This is a genomic window from Stenotrophomonas sp. TWI273 (assembly GCF_039674765.1).
Taxonomy (GTDB): Bacteria; Pseudomonadota; Gammaproteobacteria; order Xanthomonadales; family Xanthomonadaceae; genus Stenotrophomonas.
Window position 1 is genome coordinate 198448 of record NZ_JBDJOA010000001.1, and the last position, 19242, is coordinate 217689.

The following is a 19242-nucleotide window of genomic DNA, read 5'->3' on the forward strand; positions in this document are numbered from 1 at the left end:
CGAGGCGGGCACATCCCCAGCTTACAAGGTTTGCTGGCGACGCTGCTGCTGCGCCGGAATGTCGAGCGGTGTCACTGGATGCTGGGTGTCGCCGTGGCGCTTTTCGCCTGCGCAGGCAGCGTGCGGGCAGAAGACGGTTACGCCCTATGGCTGCGCTACGCACCGCTGGAACCTGCGCTCGCGGCGGACGACCGGGCACGGCTGGGCGGGGTCGTGGCTCCCGATCAGACCCCGACGCAACGCGCCGCGCGCGAGGAACTTGTGCGTGGCCTCACCGGCCTGCTGGGTCGCGCGCCGCGGATGCAGATCGCGTCAAGCGCAGACCGCACCGTGGTGCTGGGCACCCCGGATTCGTCGGCCGTGATCGCGCCCCTCCGCCAGGAGATTGGCTCACTCGGCGACGATGGCTACCTGCTCAGGCGTGCGCACATCGGCGGGCGCGAGGTGCTGCTGGTAGCCGCGCGCCGGGATATCGGCGTCCTGTATGGCGTGTTCCATCTGCTGCGACTGCTGCAGACCGGCGCGTCACTTGATGCCCTCGAGGTTCGCGAATCACCCCGCCTCCGACTGCGCGTGCTCGACCACTGGGACAACCTGGACGGCTATGTGGAGCGCGGCTATGCGGGCCGCTCGCTGTGGGACTGGCAGACCCTGCCGGAGTGGCGGGACCCACGCTATACGGACTATGCGCGTGCCAACGCCTCGCTCGGCATCAACGGCACCGTGCTGAACAATGTAAACGCGAGCGCGCAGAGCCTTGCGCCGGCATATCTCATCAAAGCCGCCGCGCTGGCAGACAGGTTCCGCCCGTACGGCATCCGCGTATACCTGAGCGCGCGCTTCAGCGCGCCCATCGAGCTGGGCGGGCTGAAAAACGCCGATCCACTCGACCCGGACGTGCAGCGCTGGTGGCGCGACAAGGCTGACGAGATCTACGCGCGCATTCCGGATTTCGGTGGCTTCCTGGTCAAGGCCAATTCGGAAGGACAGCCCGGACCGCAGGACTATGGCCGTTCGCATGCGGACGGGGCCAATCTGCTGGCGGACGCGCTGGCACCGCATGGCGGCGTGGTGATGTGGCGCGCCTTCGTCTACGCGCATGAACTGCCCGAGGACCGCGCCACGCAGGCCTACACCGAATTTGCCGGGCTCGACGGTGACTTCCGCCCGAACGTGATCGTGCAGGTGAAGAACGGGCCCATCGACTTCCAGCCGCGGGAGCCGTTCCATCCCCTGTTCGGGGCCATGCCACACACGCCGCTGATGATGGAGGTCCAGATCACCAAGGAGTATCTCGGCTTCGCCACGCATCTGGTCTACCTGGGGCCGCTGTACGAGGAGGTGCTGCAGTCCGACACCCACGCACGCGGTGCGGGCGCCACGGTCGCGCAGTTTCTGACCGGGATCGCCGGCGTCGCCAACATCGGCAGCGATCGCACCTGGAGTGGGTCGCACTTCGACCAGGCCAACTGGTACGCCTTCGGCCGTCTCGCCTGGAATCCGGCCCAGTCCGCCCGCGACATCGCGGCGGACTGGGCCGCGATGACGTTCGCGCCGGATCCCGAGGTGGTCGTGCCCATCGTCGAGATGATGATGGTCTCGCGCGAGGCCGCGGTGAACTACATGACGCCGCTGGGTCTGCACCACCTGATGGCGCGCGGGCACCATTACGGGCCCGGCCCCTGGGTGGACGGCGGTCCGCGCGCGGACTGGACCGCCGTGTACTACCACCGCGCCGACCGCGATGGCATCGGCTTCGATCGCACCGCGAGCGGCAGCAACGCGGTGGCCCAGTACGCCCCCGAGGTGGCCACCGTGTACGGCGACCTGGCGCGGGTGCCGGAGCCGCTCCTGTTGTGGTTCCACCATGTCCCGTGGAATCACCGCATGGCCTCGGGACGACCGTTGTGGGACGAACTGGTGGGGCGTTACTCCCTGGGTGTGCGTCAGGTGGAAGGAATGCAGGCCACCTGGGCAGGCCTGCAGGGCAGGGTGGATGCGCAGCGGCATGCGCAGGTCGCCGCCTACCTCAGCATCCAGCGGCGCGAAGCGCAGTGGTGGCGCGATGCCAGTGTGGCGTACTTCCAGTCGATCAGCGGCAGGCCCTTGCCTGCGGGCGAAACCGCGCCGCCACACGCGCTGACCTGGTACCAGCATCTGCAGTTTCCTTCCGCGCCGGGAGATGGGCGATGAGTCGGCCACGGGCGATCCTCTGGATGCTGGCGACCGCCGTGACATGCGCTGCCATGCCGGCGGTGGCACAGGAACCGGCAACACCGCTGCTGCATCCGCTGTTCCAGGACCACGCCGTGCTGCAGCGCGACCAGCCGATTCCGGTCTGGGGCCATGCTGCGCCGGGCACCCCGGTTTCCGTGGCGTTCGCACGCCAAACCGTCACCACGCGCGCGGATGCCGGCGGCCAGTGGTGTGCAACGCTGCAGCCCATCCCCGCTGGCGGCCCCCACGACATGACCGTCCGCGCAGGGCAGGCCACCCGGAACGTGCATGACGTGCAGATGGGCGATGTCTGGTTGTGTTCCGGGCAGTCGAACATGGACCTGCCGGTCTGGCGCGCGCTTGATGCAGACAGTGAGATCGCCTCCGCCACGCACCCGACGATTCGCCTGCTCACCGTGCCCAAGGCCGCAGCCGTTACGCCGCAGAGCACGTTCCCGGCGCCGACGGCGTGGAGGCCGGCGTCGCCAGCCGCGGTGCGCGACTTTTCCGCCGCCTGTTACTACTTTGCGCGTGAGCTGCAGAAGACCGTCAACGTCCCGATGGGGCTGATCCAGGCGGCGTGGGGCGGCTCGCGGATCGAGGCGTGGACCAGCGCCGACGCGCTGCATACGCAGGGCGGCATGGACCCCGCGCTTGACCTGCTCGCGCTCTACGCAAGCAACCCTGCGGCGGCAACCGCGGGCTGGGGCGAGGTATGGCAGCAGTGGTGGTCGACGCGCGACGGAACCCGGCAAGGCGACACTCCCTGGCAGCCAGGCGCAGACAACACGGCATGGCACACGGCCCCCGCCGCGCTGGGGGCATGGGAGCGTTGGGGCGTGCCGGACCTTGCCGCGTACAACGGCATGGTCTGGTACCGCACCCAGGTCACGCTGACCGCCGCGCAGGCGGCGCAGGGTGCACGGCTTGCGCTGGGCGCCGTCGATGAGACGGACATGACCTGGGTCAACGGCGTGGCGGTGGGCAGCCAGTACGGTGCCGGGGAGCCGCGGCGTTACACACTTCCGGCCGGGCTTTTGAACGCCGGTGAGAACACGGTGGTGATCAACGTACTGGATACCTACGGCGAGGGCGGGCTGTCGGGACCGGCCGACGCTCACGCCGTGCAGCTGGACGACGGCACGCGCATCGTCCTGGACGCACCGTGGCACTACCGGGTGGCGCCCGGCACACAACCACCGCCGCTGGCGCCCTGGCATGCCGCCACCGGTCTGTCGACGCTGTACAACGGCATGATCGCACCGCTCGGCGGCTATGGCCTGCGTGGGATGCTCTGGTACCAAGGCGAGTCGAACACGGCGGACGGTGCCGCTTATGCCAACCAGCTGCGCAGCCTGCGCGATGACTGGCGCAGCCGGTTCGGTGCGCGGTTGCCGTTGCTGGTGGTGCAGTTGGCCGGCTATGGGCAGCCGCCCCAGGCGCCGGTGGAGAGTGGCTGGGCGCAGGTGCGCGAGGCGCAGCGTCGCGTCGCGGCGGAAGACCCGCTTACCGGGCTCGCGGTGGCCATCGACATCGGCGATGCGTACGACATCCACCCGCCCAACAAACAGGAGCTGGGCCGGCGCCTGGCCCGGGTGGCACGTCACGTGGCCTACGGCGAACGGGCGCTGGCACCTTCCGGCCCGACGGTTCGCACCGTGTCGCGCGGGCAGGGCGAAGCAAGGATTGCGTTCGACAATGTCACCGGCACCCTGGTCACGACCGGTGCGAACGGCCCCATAGGATTCGAGCTCTGTGACGCCGATGCACGGCACTGCCGCTATGCCGACGCGGTGCTGGAGGGGCGGGAGGTTGTGTTGGATTGCATGGATTGCGTGGAGCCGGCCAGCGGCCGGCACGACCGGAGCGGCGCGTTGCATGTGCGCTATTGCTGGGCGGACGGTCCGGTCTGCACGCTGCGCGACAGCAGCGGTGCGCCGGCCGGGCCCTTCGAGCTTTCCCTTAACGCTGCGGAGGTTCGCTGATGCGCCTGCTGATGGCCACGGTCGTTCTGCTGTTGTCGGCGACAGTGTCGCCACTGGGCGCTGCGCCTGCGCCTGCGCCGCCGGTTTATTTCGACTGGTTCGATTATTCGGGTCACGACGCGGCCTTTGAAGCACCGCTGCCCGCCGGTCACTACCGCAACCCGATCCTGGCCGGCTTCCATGCGGATCCCAGCATCGTCCGCGCCAACGACCGCTTCTATCTGGTCAATTCGAGCTTCACGTTCTTCCCGGGCATTCCGGTATTCGAGAGCATCGATCTGGTGCACTGGAAACAGATCGGCAACGTGATCGACCGCCCGACGCAGCTGGACTTCGATGGATTGAACGTATCGCGCGGCATCTTCGCGCCGGCGATCGAGTACCACGACGGCATGTTCTATGTGGTCACCACGGCCGTCGACAGTGGCGGCAACTTCATCGCGACCGCGCGCGACCCTGCCGGCCCCTGGTCCGACCCGCACTGGCTGCCCAGCGTGGAGGGCATCGACCCGTCGCTGTTCTTCGACGAAGACGGCGCCGTCTACCTGGTCAACAACGATGTGCCACCCGGTCCGCAGCGCTACGAAGGCCACCGCGCCATCTGGATGCAGCAGATCGATCTGGCCGCGTTCAAGCCGGTGGGGCCGCGCAGGGTGCTCATCGACGGCGGGGTGGAGCCGGCGAAGAACCCGATCTGGATCGAGGGTCCGCATGTCTTCAAGCGCGATGGCTGGTACTACCTTTCCGATGCCGAGGGTGGCACCGGGCCGCAGCATTCCCAGGTGGTCCTGCGCAGCCGCGAGGTCTGGGGGCCCTACCTCCCGTATGCGGGCAATCCGATTCTTACCCAGCGCGACCTGCCGGACGACCGGCCGCTGCCGATCACCAACGCCGGCCATGCCGATCTGGTGGAAGGTCCGGACGGCGCCTGGTGGGCGGTGTTCCTGGCCAGTCGCAATTACCAGACGCGCCACTACAACACGGGGCGGGAGACGTATCTGCTGCCCGTGCAATGGCGGGATGGCTGGCCGGTGATCCTGCCGGCCAACCAGGCCATTCCGTACGTGGTCAAGGCGCCGTCGTGGATGCAGGGCGATGCCTCGCAGGCCCCATCAACCGGCAACTTCGTCGATCGCGACGGCTTCGATGCACCGACGCTCGGCATGGGATGGTTGCGGGTACGCGTCCCCAAACAGGCGTGGGCAGACCTGGGCCTGCGTCCGGGTAGCTTGGCCGTGCATCCGTTGCCGGAGAACCTGGATACGCTGCGCAACCCCGCCTTCCTTGGCCGCCGTCAGCAGCATCTGCGCTTCGAGGCCAGCACCGACATGACGCGGCCGGCGACGGGTGTGGCGGCGGGCCTTGCTGCGTTCCAGAGCGAGCGTTACTGGTACTTCCTGGGCGTGCGCAGCCTCGGCGGGGATCGCGTGGCGATCTTCCTGGAAGGGCGCGATGGCAGCGGCGTGACCCGCACCCTGGCCACGCGCACCGCGACGGCGTCCACGTCGCTGCGCCTGAAGATCGCCGGTGACGGGGGCAGCTATGCGTTCGCATTCGACACGGATGATGGGCAGGGCTGGCAGACGCTCGCCGACGACGTGGACGGAACGGTGTTGAGTACGGATCGCGCAGGCGGCTTTGTCGGCGCGCTGCTGGGACCATTCGCGCGCGACGAGCGCGCCTTGAGGAGCAAATGATGACGCGTGCGCCTTACCTCTGCAGTGGCCGTCGTGGCCCCACCTTCCGCACCCTGGTGCTGTGCGCTGCCATGGCAGCGGCGACCGCCGGTCATGCCGCGGAAACCCAGCCGTGGCTGGACACCTCGGCCAGCTTTGAAACCCGCGCCGCCGCGCTGGTGGGGCAGATGACCCTGGAGGAAAAGGCCGCCCAGATGCAGAACGCCGCGCCGGCCATCGAGCGCCTGGGCGTTCCGGCCTACGACTGGTGGAACGAGGGCCTGCACGGTGTGGCGCGGGCAGGACAGGCCACGGTGTTCCCGCAGGCCATCGGGCTGGCCGCCACGTTCGATGTGCCGTTGATGGGGCAGGTGGCCACCACCATCAGCGACGAGGCACGCGCCAAGCATCACCAGTTCGTGCGCGAGGGCTCGCATGGCCGCTACCAGGGCCTGACCTACTGGTCGCCGAACATCAACATCTTCCGCGATCCGCGGTGGGGCCGGGGCCAGGAAACCTACGGCGAAGACCCGTACCTCACCGCGCGCATGGGCGTCGCCTTCGTGCACGGCCTGCAGGGCGACGACCCGGTGTACCGCAAGCTCGACGCCACGGCCAAGCACCTGGCGGTGCACAGTGGTCCCGAAGCGGATCGCCACCACTTCGACGCACGGCCCAGCAAGCGCGACCTGTACGACACCTACCTCCCGGCCTTCGAGGCACTGGTCAAGGAAGGCCAGGTCGACGCGGTGATGGGCGCCTACAACCGGGTGTACGGCGAGTCCGCCAGCGCCAGCAAGTTCCTGCTGCGCGACGTGCTGCGCCGGGACTGGGGCTTCAAGGGCTACGTGGTGTCCGACTGCTGGGCCATCGTCGATATCTGGAAGCATCACAAAATCGTGCCGACCCGCGAGGCCGCCGCGGCGCTGGCGGTCAAGAATGGCACCGAGCTGGAGTGCGGCCAGGAGTACGCCACGCTGCCCGCAGCCGTACGCCAGGGCCTGATCAGCGAGGCGGAGATCGACGACGCGGTGACGCGCCTGTTCACCGCGCGGATGCGGCTGGGCATGTTCGATCCACCCGAGCGCGTCCGCTGGGCGCGGATTCCCGCGTCGGTGAACCAGGCCCCGGCACACGATGCGCTGGCGTTGAAGGCCGCCCAGGCATCGCTGGTGCTGCTGAAGAACGATGGCGTGCTGCCGCTGTCACGCACCCTCAAGCGCATTGCCGTGGTCGGCCCGACTGCCGATGACACCATGGCACTGCTCGGCAACTACTTCGGCACACCGGCGGCACCGGTGACGATCCTGCAGGGCATCCGCGACGCGGCGAAGGGCATCGAGGTGCGCTATGCACGCGGCGTGGATCTGGTCGAAGGACGCGATGATCCCAGCGCGACGCCGCTGATCGAGGCGGCGTATCTGCGACCCTCGGCCGACTCCCCGGAACGCGGCCTGCGAGGCGAGTACTTCCGTACGCCCGATCTGTCCGGGACACCGGCGCTCGTCCGCACCGATGCGCAGATCGGCTTCCGCTGGGACCGCGGCTCGCCGACCGACAACCTGCTGGCCCGCGGTGAAGCGGCGCCGGGGCAGGGCATTCCCAACGATGGCTTCAGCATCCGCTGGCGTGGCCAGCTGCTGCCGCCGGTCTCGGGCCGTTACCGGATCGAGGCGGCCGCCGATGACGGCTTCCGTCTCTACGTGGATGGCAAGCGGGTGCTGGACCATTGGGCCAACAGCGATCGCCTGCGCAGCGACGGGGTGGACCTGGACCTGCGGGCGGGCCGTGCCTATGAACTGACGCTGGAGTACTACGATGCCGAGCGCGACGCCGGCGTGCGGCTGGGTTGGCGCATGCCCGGGGCGAAGCCGCCGTTCGAAGAAGCCGTCGATGCCGCCCGCAGCGCGGATGTGGTGGTGTTCGTCGGCGGCCTGACCGGCGACGTGGAAGGCGAAGAGATGACGGTCAACTATCCGGGCTTCGCCGGCGGCGATCGCACCGACCTGCGCCTGCCCGCCACCCAGCGCGCCCTGCTGGACGCGCTGCACGCCACGGGCACGCCGGTGGTGATGGTGCTGACGGGAGGATCGGCGCTGGCGGTGGAGTGGGCCCAGGCGAACCTGTCCGCGATCCTGATGAGCTGGTATCCCGGGCAACGCGGCGGCACCGCCGTGGGCGAAGCGCTGTTCGGCGACGTCAACCCGGGCGGCCGGCTACCGGTAACGTTCTACAGCGCAGACCAGGTGATGTCCGCATTTGATGATTACGCGATGGAGGGCCGCACCTACCGCTACTTCCGCGGCACGCCGCTGTATCCCTTCGGCTACGGGCTGTCCTATACCCGTTTCGACTACGGCAAACTGAGCCTTGATGCGCCGCGCATCGCCGACAAGGGCGCGCTCAAGGTGCAGGTGGAGGTGGCCAACACCGGCGAGCGTGCGGGCGATGAAGTGGTGCAGCTGTACGTCCGGCGGTTGGCGGCCGGCGCAGGCGATGCGCAACAGACGCTGCGCGGCTTCCAGCGCGTTCATCTGGCGCCGGGCGAGCGGCGCACCGTGGCGTTCGATCTCGAGGCGCAGCAGGCGCTGCGCGAGTACGACGACGCGCGCGGCACCTATGCCGTGCCGCCCGGGGCGTATGAGGTACGGATAGGCGGCTCAAGCGCCGATGCCCGCGTGCGGAGCCGCTTCACCGTGGAGGCGAATCGTGACTGATACCCGCCACGGGGAGACCCCCGAGCACACGCTGTCCGTCCGGGAGAAGCTGGGCTACAGCTTGGGCGACCTCGCGGCCAACCTGATCTTCCAGACGCTGATTACCTACCTGGCGTTCTTCTATACCGATGTGTACCGGTTGCCGCCCGCCACGGCGGCCACCATCATCTTCGTGATCGGCCTGCTGGGTGCCTTCGTGTTCACCCCGCTGATCGGCATTGCCGCCGACCGCACCGCCAGCCGCTGGGGAAAGTTCCGGCCCTGGATCCTGTGGACGGCGATCCCGTTCGGCGTGCTGTCACTGCTCGCCTTCAGCACGCCGGACCTGGGCGCACAGGGCAAGGTCCTCTATGCAGTGGTGACCTATGGCCTGCTGATGTTCGTGTACGCGGCCAACAACCTGCCGTACTCCGCGCTCAGCGGCGTGCTGACCGGCAGCATGGCCCAGCGCAACAGCCTCTCGGCCTACCGCTTCGTGGCGGTGATGATCGCGCAGTTCATCATCCAGGTCCTGCTGTTGCCGCTGGTGCTGATCCTGGGCGACGGGGATCGCGTGCAGGGGTTCGAACGGGTGATGACCGTGTTCGCGGTGGTGGGCACGCTGTTCTTCCTGATCACCTTCGCCACCACCCGTGAGCGCATCGTGCCGGCGAAGGAACAGACCGGCGGGGTGCTACAGGACCTGTCCGACCTGCTGCACAACCGGCCGTGGAAGGTGATGCTGGCCCTGACGGTGCTGGTCTTCATCAACCTGGCCCTGAAGGGCGGCACCTACATCTACTACTTCCAGTACTACATGAGCGAGGCCGCGCTGGCGGGCTTTCTCGATGCTTCCGGTTTCAACCGTTTCATCGGCGGATTGAACGCGGCCCTCAACGGATGGGGCCTGTCCGGCTTCACCTGGCCGGAGGATCCGGCGACCTCGGCCTTCAGCCTGTTCAACGCCTGCGGCATCCTTTGCATGATCCTGGGCATTGGGGTCTCCCGGCGCCTGGCCGACCGCTTCGGCAAGCGTGATGTGTTCGGTGGCGCGCTGCTGGTCTCGACCTTGTTCCTGCTGGTGTTCTACCTGTTTCCGCCTACAGCGGTGGGGGTGGCCTTTGGCGCCTTCATGCTGCACGGGTTCTGCTACGGCATCACCATCCCGCTGCTCTGGGCGATGATCGCCGATGTGGCCGATTACTCCGAATGGAAGAACCATCGCCGCGCCACGGCAATCATCTTCTCCGCGATGCTGTGCGGGCTGAAGATCGGGCTCAGCATCGGCGGTGCGCTGGTTGCCGGCATTCTTGCGCACCACGGCTATCAGGCCGGCGCGGAACAACAGCCCCAGGCCGTGGTGGACGGCATCCGCCTGACCGTAAGCATCTACTGCTCCCTGCCGTTCCTGGTCGCGGTCGCGCTGCTCTTCTTCTACAAGATCGACAAGCGCATGGAGACGCGCATCGAGCAGGACCTGCACCTGCGTCGGCAGGGACCCACTCTTGATCAGCTCAAGGCGCATGCCATCTCCCCGCCGCTGGTGACCCACATCTACACGGCCGACCCCTCGGCCCATGTATTCGAAGGGCGCCTGTACATCTATCCGTCGCACGATATCGACGGCGGCGCGCCCTTCGACGACGAGGGTGGCCACTTCCGCATGGAGGATTACCACGTGCTGCGGATGGACTCCCCCGAGGGCGAGGCCACCGATTGCGGCGTGGCGCTGCATGTGCGCGACGTGCCCTGGGCCGCGCAGCAGATGTGGGCACCGGATGCGGCGCATCGCGACGGCCGTTACTACCTGTACTTCCCGGCCAAGGACGCGCAGGGCATGTTCCGCATCGGCGTCGCGGTGGCAGATCACCCAGAGGGCCCGTTCACTGCGGAGCCCGAGCCGATGGAGGGCACGTACTCGATCGACCCGGCCGTGTACGAGGATGATGACGGCACCCATTACCTCTACTTCGGCGGCATATGGGGCGGCCAACTGCAGAAGTACCGGGACAACCGCTTTGATGTGGCGCATGAGGAGCCCACCGGCGACGCGCCGGCACTCGGCCCGCGAGTCGGCCGGTTGGACGCGGGCATGACACGGCTGGCGGAGCCCACGCGCGAGATCGTCATCCTGGACGAGCACGGACAGCCGCTGCGGGCTGACGACCATGCGCGTCGGTTCTTCGAAGGGCCGTGGCTGCACAAATACCAGGGGCGGTACTACCTTTCGTATTCGACCGGCGATACGCATCTGCTGTGCTACGCCATCAGTGACAGCCCATATGGACCGTTCACCTATACCGGCGTGATCCTCAAACCCGTGGTGGGCTGGACCACGCATCACTCCATCTGCGCGTTTGGGGCGCAGTGGTACCTCTTCTATCACGACGCCTTGTTGTCCGGCGGCGTGACCCACCTGCGCTCGGTCAAGTGCACGCCGCTGCAGATGGAGGCGGACGGCAGCATCCGGACGATCGATCCGTATGGCGCTTGAAACCGCATCACCGAAAGACGATGCGCAGGCGCCGTTGCCTGCTGGGCGCCTGTACTGGTTGCGGGCAGGAAGGCTGGAGGTCGCGCTTGCACCGGACGCCGGTGGACGCGTTGCCCAGATGCGGTACGACGGTGTGGACTGGCTGGTGGGCGAGCAGGAGGGTGGGGCAGCTGCGATCGGATGGGGGTGCTATCCGATGGTGCCGTGGGCGGGGCGCCTGCGGCGCGGGCGCTTTGTGTTTGATGGAAACCGATATGCGCTGCCGACGAACTTCGGCGGGCATGCGATCCACGGGGTGGGTTTTTCACGGCCGTGGCAGGTCGACAGTCTCGGGGCGGATAGCGCCATGTTGTCGCTGGAGCTTCCTGAGGATCGCTACTGGCCGTTCGGGGGCACAGCGACACAGGCCATCCAGATGCGTTCCGACGGCCTCGATCTGCATCTGGCCGTGCAGGCTGGCGACCAGCCCATGCCATCCGTACTCGGCTGGCATCCCTGGTTCCGCAAACCGGACCGACTGCTGTTCGCTCCCAAGGCGATGTACCCCCGGGACGGGGAGGGCATCGCTACCTTGCCCTGCGTGCGTCCGGCGCCCGGGCCATGGGATGACTGCTTTGTAAGCCCCGTCGACGTGGTACTCGTCTCAGCCGGCCAGCGGCTGCGCATGCGAGCGGACACCGAACACTGGGTGGTCTACGACGGCGCCGCGCACGCCACCTGCGTGGAGCCACAGACCGGCCCGCCCGATGGGTTCACGCTGGCACCGAACCACCTCCAGCCAGGTCAGCGGCTGGCGCTGACGTTCGAGCTGACATGGCAGATCGACACCGGCGATGATCGGGCGCCCGGGGATCGGTAGCCGGGTCACTGATCGGCTTGTTTCGCTGCTGCTCCGCCGTCGGTCGTTCTGATCACGGCGGGTGTGGTCCAGCGGCCCTCCAGCAGCGCCGGCTGCGGGCGGTAGTAGCGCATGAACATCACGAACGGTCCCTTGGGAGCGGGCAACCAATTGGCCTGCCGCTCCTTGCCGGGCGAATCGGCCTGGATGTAGATCGTCAGACCACCGTCGGGATCCTTCTTCAATCCAGCCAGCATCGGCGAATTGATCAGGTAGCGGTTGATCGGATTCTTGACCAGCAGCTGCTGCGGCAGCCCGTACATGGTGACCGACCAGAAGGCGTCCACGGGCGGCAGCTGGTCCTTGGCAAAGCGCAGGGTATAGGCGCCTTTGCTGCCGTCCAGGGGCTGGCCTTCGGAATCCTTGTCTAGGATGGGGTACATCGCCTCTTCGCGGGAGTTCGCACCGATGCCCACCTGGGTCCCGGTGGCACGGGCGACGTAGTCGTTCTTCAGGAAGTCCCGACTGCCGAACAGGGCATCGGTCTTGCCGCCAAGCGATGCGCGCTTGTCATCGATCTGCTTCTGCCCTTCCGCCATGCCCTCCTTGAGCGCGGCCTGCATCGGCGGCGGCAGGCGGTTCGCATCAAAGGGCTTGCCCGGCTCGATACCCAGCGTGGCGAAGCGTTCGCGCAGGGCAGCCTCACTCAGGTGCGGCGGCTGCGCGAACTGCAGCAGGAACGCCAGCTGGTTGAAGAACTCCAGCGATGTCCGATCCTGCGCAGGCGGCGTGGGCGTGATCCATGCGATGGCGGGCGCCGGCGGCGGTGCGGGCGTCCCGGCGAACGCTGACAACGGCTGTACCTTGTAGCCGGCCTGGATCTTTTTCACGTTCTCCAGGTCTGCCGCATTGAAGAGCTGGGTGCGGCCAACCACGCTGACCAGGTCGGTCTCCGAGCGGATCACCTTGGTGATGCCCTTGGGCGCTTCACCCTTCCAGCCCGGCCCGGCGATCAGGAAGCTGCCGCCGTCATTGCCGGTCGTGCGGCTGCCGATGTAGTCGAAATTAAAGGTGTACAGATCCATCAACTGGAAGACGAAGTAACGCTCCTTCGCCATCCTGGGCACGGTGATCACCACCGGCTCTGCCCGCAGATCCAGCATGGCAAAGGAGTAGGGCGTGTCCGAATTCGGCGTCACGAATGCAGTGTCGTCCGGGGTGAACACCCGGGCGATATTCAGGATGGCGTTGAACGGCCCCTTGTACTGCGGGTTGGAGGTGTCGACGTTGAACGCATAGACGGTCTTGTACGTGTCCACCATCGGGACACCGTAGACGTAGGCGTCGCGCGCGATCGTCCTGGCTTCTTCCAGCGCGGCAGTGTCTGCCGCTACGGCGGAAGCAGCAGGGGATGCGGCGGGGGCGTGACCTGCCGCGGCGTCGCGGTCCTTCTCATTGTCGGACGATCGCTCGCCGCAGGCGCTGAGCATCATGCCGCTGGCCAGGGCAAGCAGCATCCCGATTCCCGTAGCCGATCGAATTCGATGATGGTACATGCATCTCTCCTTGAATCAGGGGGTCGGGTTCGGCACCGGCTGCAGGGGAGGCAGGTTCCACTTGCCTTCGATGGCGGTGCGGCTCGGGCCGTAAACACGCCCGACAGCGCTGTAGGGGCCGGCCGGCGCCGGCAACCAGTTGCTCTCCTTCTCCTTCCCGGGGGAGGCGTGGCCGATATACAGCGTCAGCCCGCCGTCGGCGTCGTACTTGAGCCCGGGGGTACGGTCGCCGATGGAGTAGCGTTTCAGGTCGTTGGCATACAGGAAACGGTCCGGAAGCGCGTACAGCGTGACCGACCAGAAGAACTTCGCCGGGGGCAGGGCATCCTTGCTGAAGTGGATCATCGACAGCGCGTTGCCGTCGCCGACATACCCGCCATACCACGCCTCCTCGATCGAGTTTCCATACAACCCCTTCTCGGCCCCGATGGCACGGGTGAGGTAGTCGTTCTTCAGGAACGCGCGCGAGCCGAACAGGCCATTGGACGAGAGCGTCGCCTTGGCCTTCTCGGCCATCGCCGCCCTCGCGTCGGCGACGCCGGCATCGATGGCGGCCAGACGGGCCGGGCTCAGCGCAGCGGCATCGAAGGGCTGCCCGGGACCGATACCGATCTTGGCGAAACGCGCCATCAGCCCAGCTTCGTCCGGATTCGTCGGCTGGGTGAACTGCAGCAGGAAATTCAGATAGCGGATGAAGTCGTGCGAATGCGCCTTTTCAGCGTCATACGGGGGGAACTCGATCTGCGGCGCCGCCGGAGGCGCCGGGGTCTTCAGGTAACTGCTCAAAGGCTGCAGCTTCATCCCTTCCTGGATCTTCTTGACGTTGGCGATGTCCCCAGGGCTGTTCAACGCGGTGCGCGTGAGCGTGAGGACCAGCGATGTTTCGGATGGAAACACCTCCTTGATGCCCGCCGGCTTGTCGCCTTTCCAGCCCGGCCCGGCAATCAGATAGCTGCCCGCCCCGTTGCCGGTCGCGCGCGAACCGATATAGGCGAAGTTGTAGGTGAACAGGTCCACCCACTGCTGCACGTAGTAACGCCCCTCGGGCACCTTGGGCACGGTCACGACCCAGGGTTCCGCGCGCAGATCCAGCCAGGCCCAGGAGTAGGGCGTATCGTTGTTGGGCGTCACCACGTCGTGGTTGTCCGGCGTGTACAGCTCGGAATAGTGCCGGAACCTGCCGAAGCCGCCGACGTACTCCGGGGCCTCGGGCGAGGCCACCTGCTTGTAGAGCGTGTTGTAATTCTCGAGCATCGCAAACGCATAGATGTAGGCCTCCTTCGCAATCGCGCGCGCCTCTGCCTGATCCTGGTCGTCAGCTGTGGCGGGGCGGGACTCCGGTGACGGCGCTGGCGCGGCTTCCGACCGGGCAGGCGGGTTCTCCTGGCGCTGGCAGGCGGGAAGCAGCAGGATCGACATCAGCGAAAGCGAGGACACGCAAGGCATCAGGCGCATGGCAATGGGCTCATAAGGTTCCATGACCACTGTCGTCTGCATGCCGCACCGCGACAAGCGCGTATCCACTGTCCTGCGGTCAGTATTTTTACTGAGATGCCAGGCAGCGATGCGAAACACACCTGATGCTCCCGTCCCGAACGCACACTGAAGCAATGCGAGCCAGTGAACTTCCAGTGATGCGCGTCGCTGAAGAATTCACGGCAGAGGAACTGCACGAAAGCGACCCTTTACGGACCGCCTTTTGAAGTGAAGAGTCTCTTTCCATGCCCAACAAGCAACTCACCACGATCAATCCGCTGACCGAAGAAGTGCTCGCCACCTATTCCTACATGTCTGACGCCGAAGCCGCCGCCGTCGTGAAGGCAAGCCATGAAGCTTTTTTGCAATGGCGTCTGCGCAGCCTGGATGAGCGCGCAAAGGTGATTGCGAACATCGCCAAGGCGCTTCGTGAGCGCAAGGAAGAATTTGCGCAGCTGATGACCGACGAGGTCGGCAAGCTCATTGAAGACAGCCGCACCGAAATCGAGCTGTGTGCCGCTATCTGTGACTACACCGCCAAGCAGGGTCCGGTCGCTCTGGCCGATGATGAGCGCGACGTGGACGGTGCCACAGGCATCGTGACCCACGCGCCCATCGGCGTTGTGTACGGTATTCAGCCATGGAACTTCCCTGCCTACCAGGCGATCCGCTATTCCATCGCCAGCCTGATGGCCGGCAATGGCGTATTGCTCAAGCATGCCGAGAGCTGCACCGGCAGTGGGCTGCTGCTCCGCGATATTTACGAAAGCGCCGGGCTGCCCAAGGGGCTGTTCGGGGTGCTGTTGATCAGCCACGACAAATCCAATGACATCGTGGAAAACGATCTGGTGCGCGCGGTGACCCTGACCGGCAGCGAGGCGGCGGGGCGCACCGTGGCTGCCAAGGCCGGCGCGGCCCTCAAGAAGACCGTGCTTGAGCTGGGCTCCAACGACGCCTATCTGGTGCTGGACGATGCCGACCTGGATCTGGCGGTGGCGACCTGTGTGAAAGGCCGCCTGTTCAACAACGGGCAGACCTGCGTCAATGCCAAGCGCTTCATCGTGACAAAGAAGAACTACGACGCCTTCGTCAGCGGCTATGCAAAGGCGTTCGAAGCGATCCGCATGGGCGATCCGAATGCCGACGACACCCAGCTCGGCCCCATGGTCTCCAAGGCGCAGCGCGACAAGCTGCACGAACAGGTGACCAAGAGTGTCTCCCAGGGGTCACGTCTGGTGGTTGGCGGCGAAGTACCAGACCGCACCGGCTGGTTCTACCCGGCCACGGTGCTGGCGGATGTGGCGCCGGGGCAGGTGGCCTACGAAGATGAGCTGTTCGGCCCTGCTGCGGCCATCATCCGCGCCGAGAACGATGAGGATGCGATGCGCATCGCCAACGACAGCCGCTATGGCCTGGGCGGCGGCATCTTCAGCCGCGACGTGCAGCGTGCCCGGGAGCTGGCCACCAAGTACTTCGACACCGGCATGATCTTCATCAACACCTTCGACGTGGCATCGCCAGCGCTTCCGTTTGGTGGTGTGAAGGCGTCGGGCTATGGTCGCGAGCACGGTCCGGAAGGTCTGAAGGAGTTTGTGAACGTCAAGTCGATCAAGATTGCCGCGAAAGCATCGGCTTGATTTCAGCACAGGCGCATGGCCAAGGATGGCTAGGGCGTCGATGGTGGTCAGACATCAGTGGGACACGGCAGGGATCAACTGCTCCCCCTGTTCGCTGAAACGGGCAAGCAGCGCCGGGGCTACTGTCGACACGGGTCTTCGCTAGATGTCCTTGGGTACGCAATAGTCAGTGACCTGCCTGACGGCCTCGCGTGCGTAACGCGTGACCCCAATCAGCGTGGCAGAGGCCATACCATTCCAATCCCCGTATCCCAACAACCAGACTGAGGGCATCGCCACCGCGCGCAGGCCGCTGCCGTCGACCTCCACCCGGCCCTTCGGGGTTACAAGGTCCAAACCCTTCAGGTGCGACAACGCCGGGCGGAAGCCGGTGCACCAGATCACCGCATCGAACGGCCGTTCGGTGCCATCGGCCCATTGCATGCCGGCGGGGGAGAAGCGGGCAGGCGGTGGGACCGCGGCGAGTACCCGTCGCGCCCGCGCGTCGAGCACCGGCGGCACCATCACGATGTCGCCGAAACCACCTGGCGGCAGCTCGGGCTCCCTGCCTTCTTGCTGCGCCTTCCATCGCTCGGTGGCGCGTTCGAACAGCACGCGGCCATCGACGTCATCGGCCAAGAAAGCCGGTTCGTGCTGGGTGATCCAGGTGGTTTCAGCCACCATCGATACTTCAGCCAGAATCTGCGCACCGGAATTGCCACCGCCCATGATGGCCACCCGCATTCCGGCAAAAGGCGTAGCGGTACTGTAGTGGGCAGAGTGCAGCTGGATCCCGGCAAAGGAGTCCAGCCCCTCGTACTCGGGCGTGTAGGGTTCTCCCCATGTTCCGGTGGCGCTGATCACCGCCCGCGCCAACCATTGCCGACCGTCGCTGGCCTCCACCCGCAGCCGTTCGCCGACGCGGGTGATTCGTTGCACGCCGATGGGGCGAATGATCGGCAGCGCATATTTCTGTTCGTACTGCGCCAAGTAGGCCAGCACCTGCACCATGCAGCTCTACGCCGTCGAAGCCCGCCTCTATGGCGCGGCGGGTCGCTAGCGCGAAGGCGCGCACCACCTCTTCGACCTCTGCGGCCGAAAGGGCGCGTGGGATCACAGATGGGCCAGCGTCACCTGCGATGGCGCTGGCAGCCACGATATCCGTCACGAGCTCCGGCTGTGTCTTCACACCCGCATGGAATATCTGCAGGATGGCCGGCGCGCCTCCGCTTTTGGCAGCCTTCGAAAGCCGCGCGAGGCTGGGGATGAATGCATCGTCGTATGACGCGAACTCGTCGGTGAATCCAATGCCATTCTTCTGGACATGGGTACAGCCGGTAATGACCAATCCGACGTCCTTGACGCGCAATCGGTAGTAGTTCTCTTCGTCCTCGGAAACGGTTCCGTCCTCATTGCCAGACCAGGTCGTCATCGGGGCCATGACAATGCGGTTGCGCAGCCGAAGCCCCTGACCCAGGGAGAATGGCTCAAGCAGTGGTGATGTTTTCATCGGGAGATTTCCATCCAATTCGAATGTTTTCTGGGTGCGACGCCGGACGGGGAGTGAGGTGTGCTCAGTCCTGCGCAAGGGCGGCAGTGAAGAACGGAACGAGCTTGGCGGCAGCTATCGACGCACCGTCGCCATCGTAGAGATCCATGTGCGTAGCGCCTGGAATGAGGACAAGCTCCTTTTGCGCCGAGGCGGCCTTCGCAATGAGCGCCTGGCTGTGCCAGAGCGAGCCTGCCTCACTGCCGGCGACCATCAGCAGAGGTTGCGTGAGATACTCTTCGGCCCCTTCGAATCCCGTAAAGGAGGCGAGGGTGCTGACGCTGGTCATAAGCATCTGGTTGGTTGAGGTCGGATACTGTCCGCGCTCGGTCAGGTAGTAGTCCGCCGCCTCTTGAAGGTCGCGCGGGGCGGACCTGTCGCCGATGGCGGGAACGTAAGGAACATGCACAGGAGCGGCCCCGGCGGCTTCGGCAGAGCGCTGCCTGGCGACCGCTTCCAGCGTCGGGATCAGGGCGGACTCCGGGGTTTTGCCATCCCAGCCTTGACGGGTAGCAGCGCCGACATCGACGGCGCTTACCGTCGCCAGCGCTTTGATCCGGCGCTCCGTCATGGATGCTTTCACGGTGATCCCGCTACCTGCGCAGACGCCTAGCGCGCCAATGCGCGTGGCATCCACGTACGGCAGCGTCGTCAGGTAATCCACTGCACTGTAGACGTCCACAACGCGCTTCATCGGATCGTCGATGAAACGTGGCACCCCACCGCTGGCACCTTGATGGCCGGCATCGAAGGCAAGCGTCACGAACCCTTGCTCAGCCAGTTTCAGGGCGTAGAGCCCGGCAGTCTGTTCCTTGACGCCACCACCCGGGTGCACTACCACAATCGTGGCGTACTTCTGATCGCTGCTGAAGCCGTTGGGCAGATAGACGTTACCGGAGAGCATGATGTCGTTGTTCTTGAACTCCACCCCTTGAACGGTCACGGCGCCAACGTGGGTGACGTCGCCCGCCATCCGCGGTGTAGGTGCAAGCGCCGCAGAGGCGCTGCCGGTGATCAGCAGCAGGGCGGGCAACATCGAACGGATCTGGAAGAAACTACGGCGGCACAAGCCACCTGTCTTATCGCTCACGACGCATACCTATGGTGGTTGGGGGTTCGCCCTGGCGCGTAGTCGCCGG

General features: G+C 66.1%; 11 protein-coding genes and 1 pseudogene. 8 read left to right on the forward strand and 4 right to left on the reverse strand.

Going from position 1 to position 19242, the window contains the following annotated elements:
- Window positions 1–78: 78 nt before the first annotated feature.
- The 7 genes and pseudogenes from ABE571_RS00780 to ABE571_RS00810 all read left to right on the forward strand — a co-directional run bounded on the left by ABE571_RS00780 (window position 79) and on the right by ABE571_RS00810 (window position 11927).
- Window positions 79–2193 (forward strand): alpha-glucuronidase family glycosyl hydrolase, encoded by a 2115-nt coding sequence (locus ABE571_RS00780; RefSeq protein WP_346493116.1) that lies wholly within the window; start codon window positions 79–81, stop codon window positions 2191–2193.
- A gap of 23 nt (window positions 2194–2216) precedes the next feature.
- A complete protein-coding gene (locus tag ABE571_RS00785; protein WP_346493004.1) occupies window positions 2217–4202 on the forward strand; it encodes a sialate O-acetylesterase in 1986 nt (661 codons plus the stop codon).
- Entirely contained in the window at window positions 4202–5899 is a 1698-nt protein-coding gene (locus ABE571_RS00790; RefSeq protein WP_346493005.1) for a glycoside hydrolase family 43 protein, read from the forward strand. The genes ABE571_RS00785 and ABE571_RS00790 overlap by 1 nt, the downstream gene beginning before the upstream one ends.
- Window positions 5900–5970: 71 nt before the next feature.
- On the forward strand, window positions 5971–8595 hold the full coding sequence (locus ABE571_RS00795) for a glycoside hydrolase family 3 C-terminal domain-containing protein (protein ID WP_346493117.1): 2625 nt from the start codon (window positions 5971–5973) through the stop codon (window positions 8593–8595).
- A pseudogene (locus tag ABE571_RS00800) lies at window positions 8588–10069 on the forward strand (MFS transporter); the annotation flags it as partial. The gene ABE571_RS00795 and the pseudogene ABE571_RS00800, both read left to right, overlap by 8 nt.
- A 48-nt stretch (window positions 10070–10117) precedes the next feature.
- Window positions 10118–11068, forward strand: a complete 951-nt coding sequence (locus ABE571_RS00805; RefSeq protein ID WP_346462696.1) for a glycoside hydrolase family 43 protein — start codon at window positions 10118–10120, stop codon at window positions 11066–11068.
- Window positions 11058–11927, forward strand: a complete 870-nt coding sequence (locus ABE571_RS00810; protein WP_346480987.1) for an aldose epimerase — start codon at window positions 11058–11060, stop codon at window positions 11925–11927. Before ABE571_RS00805 ends, ABE571_RS00810 begins: the two co-directional genes overlap by 11 nt.
- A gap of 5 nt (window positions 11928–11932) precedes the next feature.
- Here ABE571_RS00810 and ABE571_RS00815 read toward each other — a convergent pair whose 3' ends face one another.
- Together ABE571_RS00815 and ABE571_RS00820 are read right to left on the reverse strand one after the other, a co-directional pair.
- Window positions 11933–13423 carry a DUF1254 domain-containing protein gene (locus tag ABE571_RS00815; RefSeq protein ID WP_346480988.1) on the reverse strand — a complete coding sequence of 497 codons (1491 nt, stop codon included), beginning with the start codon at window positions 13421–13423 and terminating at the stop codon, window positions 11933–11935.
- A gap of 54 nt (window positions 13424–13477) precedes the next feature.
- Complete coding sequence (locus tag ABE571_RS00820) at window positions 13478–15037, reverse strand: DUF1254 domain-containing protein (RefSeq protein ID WP_346493006.1); 1560 nt, start codon at window positions 15035–15037, stop codon at window positions 13478–13480.
- Window positions 15038–15183: 146 nt separating this feature from the next.
- On the opposite strand from ABE571_RS00820, the gene ABE571_RS00825 reads away from it, so the two are divergent.
- A complete protein-coding gene (locus ABE571_RS00825; protein WP_346493007.1) occupies window positions 15184–16575 on the forward strand; it encodes an aldehyde dehydrogenase family protein in 1392 nt (463 codons plus the stop codon).
- Window positions 16576–16716: 141 nt separating this feature from the next.
- Here ABE571_RS00825 and ABE571_RS00830 read toward each other — a convergent pair whose 3' ends face one another.
- A complete protein-coding gene (locus ABE571_RS00830) occupies window positions 16717–17565 on the reverse strand; it encodes an NAD(P)-binding domain-containing protein (RefSeq protein WP_346493008.1) in 849 nt (282 codons plus the stop codon).
- A 563-nt stretch (window positions 17566–18128) separates the two neighbouring features.
- Window positions 18129–19193, reverse strand: coding sequence for an alpha/beta hydrolase (locus ABE571_RS00835; protein ID WP_346493009.1), 1065 nt, complete (start codon window positions 19191–19193; stop codon window positions 18129–18131).
- Window positions 19194–19242 lie beyond the last annotated feature (49 nt).

Excerpts from the sequence above, each read along its gene's own strand:
- ABE571_RS00780 (WP_346493116.1), top strand. The coding sequence starts at position 79 with ATGCTGGGTGTCGCCGTGGCGCTTTTCGCCTGCGCAGGCAGCGTGCGG.
- ABE571_RS00815 (WP_346480988.1), bottom strand. The coding sequence starts at position 13,423 with ATGCTGCTTGCCCTGGCCAGCGGCATGATGCTCAGCGCCTGCGGCGAG.
- ABE571_RS00825 (WP_346493007.1), top strand. The coding sequence starts at position 15,184 with ATGCCCAACAAGCAACTCACCACGATCAATCCGCTGACCGAAGAAGTG.
- ABE571_RS00795 (WP_346493117.1), top strand. The coding sequence starts at position 5,971 with ATGGCAGCGGCGACCGCCGGTCATGCCGCGGAAACCCAGCCGTGGCTG.
- ABE571_RS00810 (WP_346480987.1), top strand. The coding sequence starts at position 11,058 with ATGGCGCTTGAAACCGCATCACCGAAAGACGATGCGCAGGCGCCGTTG.
- ABE571_RS00830 (WP_346493008.1), bottom strand. The coding sequence starts at position 17,565 with ATGGTGCAGGTGCTGGCCTACTTGGCGCAGTACGAACAGAAATATGCG.
- ABE571_RS00790 (WP_346493005.1), top strand. The coding sequence starts at position 4,202 with ATGCGCCTGCTGATGGCCACGGTCGTTCTGCTGTTGTCGGCGACAGTG.
- ABE571_RS00785 (WP_346493004.1), top strand. The coding sequence starts at position 2,217 with ATGCTGGCGACCGCCGTGACATGCGCTGCCATGCCGGCGGTGGCACAG.